The 4540-nt window shown below is 72.6% G+C and carries 4 protein-coding genes; all 4 read left to right on the top strand.

Translation table 11 applies throughout. The features are described from left to right. Positions 1-686, top strand: a 686-nt coding sequence (locus D7231_RS34395; RefSeq protein WP_199739522.1) for a bifunctional ornithine acetyltransferase/N-acetylglutamate synthase, incomplete at its 5' end; no start/stop codon positions are given. 5 nt (positions 687-691) lie between these two features. Then, a complete protein-coding gene (gene argB / locus D7231_RS34390) occupies positions 692-1600 on the top strand; it encodes an acetylglutamate kinase (protein ID WP_120760260.1) in 909 nt (302 codons plus the stop codon). Continuing rightward, positions 1597-2817, top strand: a complete 1221-nt coding sequence (locus tag D7231_RS34385) for an acetylornithine transaminase (RefSeq protein ID WP_120760258.1) — start codon at positions 1597-1599, stop codon at positions 2815-2817. Before argB ends, D7231_RS34385 begins: the two co-directional genes overlap by 4 nt. Before the next feature lie 81 nt (positions 2818-2898). Then, a complete protein-coding gene (locus tag D7231_RS34380; protein WP_120760256.1) occupies positions 2899-4299 on the top strand; it encodes a lysine N(6)-hydroxylase/L-ornithine N(5)-oxygenase family protein in 1401 nt (466 codons plus the stop codon). The last annotated feature ends 241 nt before the right edge of the window (positions 4300-4540 follow it).

Below are 4540 nucleotides of genomic sequence, written 5' to 3'. Positions count from 1 at the left end.
TGCAGGGTGAGGGCTGGACGGTGGGTGGCATGGCCAAGGGTGCGGGGATGCTCGCCCCGGGCCTGGCCACGATGCTCGTTGTCCTGACCACCGACGCCGACGTCGACACTCCCGGACTCGACACCGCGCTGCGTGCCGCGACCCGGACGACGTTCGATCGTGTCGATTCCGACGGGTGCATGTCCACTAACGACACCGTCCTGCTCCTGGCCTCCGGTGCCTCCGGCATCACTCCTGCCCGGGATGCCTTCGCCGAAGCCGTTCGGACCGTGTGTGACGACCTGGCGCGTCAGCTCATTGGTGATGCCGAGGGGGCGAGCAAGGACATCCGTATCGAGGTGATCAACGCCGCTACCGAGGACGACGCGGTCGAGGTGGGGCGTTCCATCGCCCGTAACAACCTCCTCAAGTGCGCCTTGCACGGCGAGGACCCGAACTGGGGCCGTGTTCTGTCCGCCGTCGGCACGACCAATGCGGCTTTCGATCCGGACCAGCTCAATGTCGCGATCAACGGCGTGTGGGTGTGCCGTAACGGCTCTGTCGGTGACGACCGTGACCTCGTCGACATGCGCCGCCGGGAGATCCGTATCACCGCCGACCTCGCCGAGGGCTCGGAGACCGCCGTCATCTGGGCCAACGACCTCACCGCCGACTACGTCCACGAGAACAGCGCGTACTCCTCATGAGCGGCATGAACAGCATGAACAGCACGAACAGCAAAGCCCGTACCGTCATCGAAGCGCTCCCCTGGCTCCGGCGCTTCCACGGCAAGACCGTCGTCATCAAGTTCGGCGGCAACGCCATGGTCGACGAGGAACTCAAGGCCGCCTTCGCCCAGGACGTCGTCTCCCTGCGGTACGCGGGGCTGCGCCCCGTCGTCGTGCACGGCGGCGGCCCCCAGATCAGCGCGCAGCTCGACCGGCTCGGCCTCGTATCAGAGTTCAAAGCCGGCCTGCGGGTGACCACCCCCGAGGCCATGGACGTTGTCCGCATGGTCCTGGCCGGGCAGGTCCAGCGCGAACTCGTCGGGCTGCTCAACCGTCATGGTCCGTTCGCCGTCGGGATGACCGGCGAGGACGCCCACACCATGACCGCAGTGCGGCGCATGGCCGAGGTGGACGGCGAGCCCGTGGACATCGGGCTGGTCGGCGACATCGTGGCGGTGGACCCGGAGACGCTGGAGGCGCTGCTCGCCTGCGGCCGTATCCCCGTCGTCTCGCCCGTCGCGCGCGGTGCCGGCGGCGAGATCTACAACATCAACGCCGACCTGGCCGCGGCCGCCCTCGCCGAGGCCCTGAGCGCCGAGAAGCTGATCGTCCTCACCGACGTCGAAGGTCTCTACGCGGACTGGCCGTACAGCACGGACGTCATCCGCAGCCTGACCGTAAGTGAACTAGCAGCCATGCTGCCCGGGTTGGCGAGCGGCATGGTGCCGAAGATGGAAGGCTGCCTGCGGGCGGTGCGCGCGGGCGTGGGCACGGCGCACGTCCTGGACGGGCGGGTCCCGCACTCCCTGCTGCTGGAGGTCTTCACGGGCGAGGGCGTCGGCACGGCCGTCGTCCCGGACCCGGCCGTGATCCCGGACCGGGTGCCCGCATGAGCGAACGACACAACCCGCCACCGGCCGGACGCGGCGGCGCCGCGCTGACGGAGCGCTGGCAGGGCGCGCTGATGGACACGTACGGGACGCCGCCGCTGGCGCTCGTGCGCGGCGAGGGGGCAACGGTCCAGGACGCGGACGGCCGGACGTACCTGGACCTCGTCGGCGGGATCGCCGTCAACGCCCTCGGCCACGCCCACCCCGCGGTCGTCCGGGCGGTCTCGGAGCAGATCGCCACCCTTTCCCACGTCTCCAACCTCTACGTGGCCGAGCCGCCCGTACGGCTGGCCGAGCGGCTGCTGGAGCTGTCCGGCCGCGAGGGGCGGGTGTTCTTCTCCAACTCGGGCGCGGAGGCCGTCGAAGCGGCCTTCAAGATCGCGCGGCGGACCGGGCGGACCCGGATGGTCGCCGCGGCCGGCGGGTTCCACGGCCGCACGATGGGGGCGCTGGCCCTCACCGGCCAGCCCGCCAAGCAGAACCCCTTCCTGCCCCTGCCGGGCGAGGTGACGCATATGCCGTACGGGGACGTGGAGGCGCTGCGGGCCGCGGTGGACGAGCGGACGGCCGCGGTCGTCCTGGAGCCCGTGCAGGGCGAGAACGGCGTGGTGCCCGCGCCGCCGGGCTATCTGCGGGCGGCCCGGGAGATCACCGGGGCCGCCGGGGCACTGCTTGTCCTGGACGAGGTCCAGACGGGCATCGGGCGGACCGGGCACTGGTTCGCCCACGAGGCCGCGGGGGTGGAACCGGACGTCGTGACCCTCGCGAAGGGGCTCGGCGGCGGGCTGCCGATCGGGGCCACGGTCGCCTTCGGGCGCGCCGCCCGGTTGCTGATGCCTGGTCAGCACGGTTCCACGTTCGGCGGGAACCCGGTGGCGTGCGCGGCGGCCCTCGCCGTCCTCGCGACGATCGAGGCCGACGGCCTGCTGGAGCACGTCCGGCGCGTGGGGGAGCGGTTGCGGGCCGGCATCGCGGCCACGGGGCATCCGCTGCTGCGCGAGGTGCGGGGAGCGGGGCTGCTGCTGGGCGTCGTCCTCGCCGCGCCGGTGGCCGCGCGGGCGCAGCGGGCCGCGCTGGAAGCGGGCTTCCTGGTGAACGCGGCGGCACCGGACGTGCTGCGGCTCGCTCCTCCGCTCGTCCTCGGCGAGGGCCAAGTCGACGCGTTCGTAACGGCGTTGCCGCGCATCTTGGACGCGGCCGACGCGGCTGACGGAACTTGACACTCCACCTGGCTGGAAAGTTAGGTTAGGCTAACCTAAGCATTCGCGTTCTGGGCTGTTCGCAGCCACGAAAGGATGAGCATGTCGGTACGGCGCGGGGATTCCGCACACACGGGGTGCGGCCCCATCGAGGACCTGGTCGGCATAGGCTTCGGCCCGGCCAACCTGGCCCTCGCCATCGCGATCGACGACCACAACCGCCGTAACCCCGGCAGCGAGATCCACGCGGGATTCCTGGAGCGCCAGGAGAGCTTCGGCTGGCACCGCGGCATGCTCATCGAGGGCGCCACCATGCAGGTGTCCTTCCTCAAGGACCTCGTCACCATGCGGGACCCCGGCAGCCGCTTCTCGTTCCTGCACTACCTTCAGGAGCACGGCCGGCTCGCCGACTTCATCAACCAGAAGACGTTCTTCCCCACGCGGGTCGAGTTCCACGACTACTTCGCCTGGTGCGCCGCCGAGTTCGCCTCCCGCGTGGACTACGGCCGGGCCGCGGTCGTCCTGCGTCCCGTACGGGGCGGTGACGGTGAGACGGAGTACGTGGACGTCGTCTCCCGCGCCGTGCACGGCCCGGACGGCGAGAGCGTCCGCCGCACGCGCAACGTCGTCCTCGGCACCGGCCTCACCCCGCGCCTGCCCGACGGCGTCAGCGCCGGCCCGCACGTGTGGCACAACCGCGACCTGCTCTTCCGCGCGGCCGGGCTCGCCGACAGGCCGCACCGCCGCTTCGTCGTCGTCGGCGCCGGCCAGTCCGCCGCCGAGAGCGCCGAATACCTCCACCGCACCTTCCCCGACGCCGAGGTCTGCGCCGTCTTCTCGCGCTACGGCTACAGCCCCGCCGACGACAGTCCCTACGCCAACCGCATCTTCGACCCCGCGGCCGTCGACCACTTCTACGACGCGCCGGAGGACGTCAAGCAGGCCCTCCTCGGCTACCACGCCAACACCAACTACTCCGTCGTCGACGGAGAGCTGATCGAGCAGCTCTACCGCACCGCGTACCAGGAGAAGGTCCAGGGCCGCGAGCGGCTCCGCATCCTCAACACCAGCCGGCTCACCGCCGTCGAGGACGTCCCCGGCGGGGCGCGGGCCGTGATCCGCTCCCTCGCCACGGGCGAGGACGTCACGCTCGACTGCGACGCGGTCATCCTCGCCACCGGCTACCGGCCCGCCGACCCGGGCGAGCTCCTCGGTGACCTCGCCGGCGAGTGCCTGACGGACGGTCAGGGACGGCTCCGCATCGACCGCGACCACCGCGTGCTGACCACGGGGCGCGTCCGCGCGGGCATCTACCTCCAGGGCGGCGGCACCGAGCACACCCACGGCATCACGTCGACCCTGCTGTCCACTCTCGCCGTCCGCTCGGGAGAAATCTGCGACTCCCTCGTCCTGGGCCGCACGGAACGGGACGTCCTCGCGGACGGCGGCGCGGGCGCGGGCGCGGCCGAGGCCGCCCTGGCCGGGGCGCAGGGGCGGGCGTGACCGCCCCGGCCCCGGCGGCACGGGCCGCCGCGGGCTCGGCCGTACAGGTCACTCCGGACCAGGCCGCCCCTGCCCGCTGAGCTCAGCGGCCGAGCGCGTACGAAGGCCCGGCCCGTACACCCATTCCCCCCCCCCCCCCCCCCCCCCCCCCCCCCCCCCCCCCCCCCCCCCCCCCCCCCCCCCCGCCCCCCCCCCCCCCCCCCCCCCCCCCCCCCCCCCCCCCGCTCCCCCCCCTTCCCCC

Source organism: Streptomyces klenkii, assembly GCF_003626645.1.
Taxonomy (GTDB): Bacteria; Actinomycetota; Actinomycetes; order Streptomycetales; family Streptomycetaceae; genus Streptomyces; species Streptomyces klenkii.
This window is presented reverse-complemented; position numbering and strand designations above follow the sequence as displayed.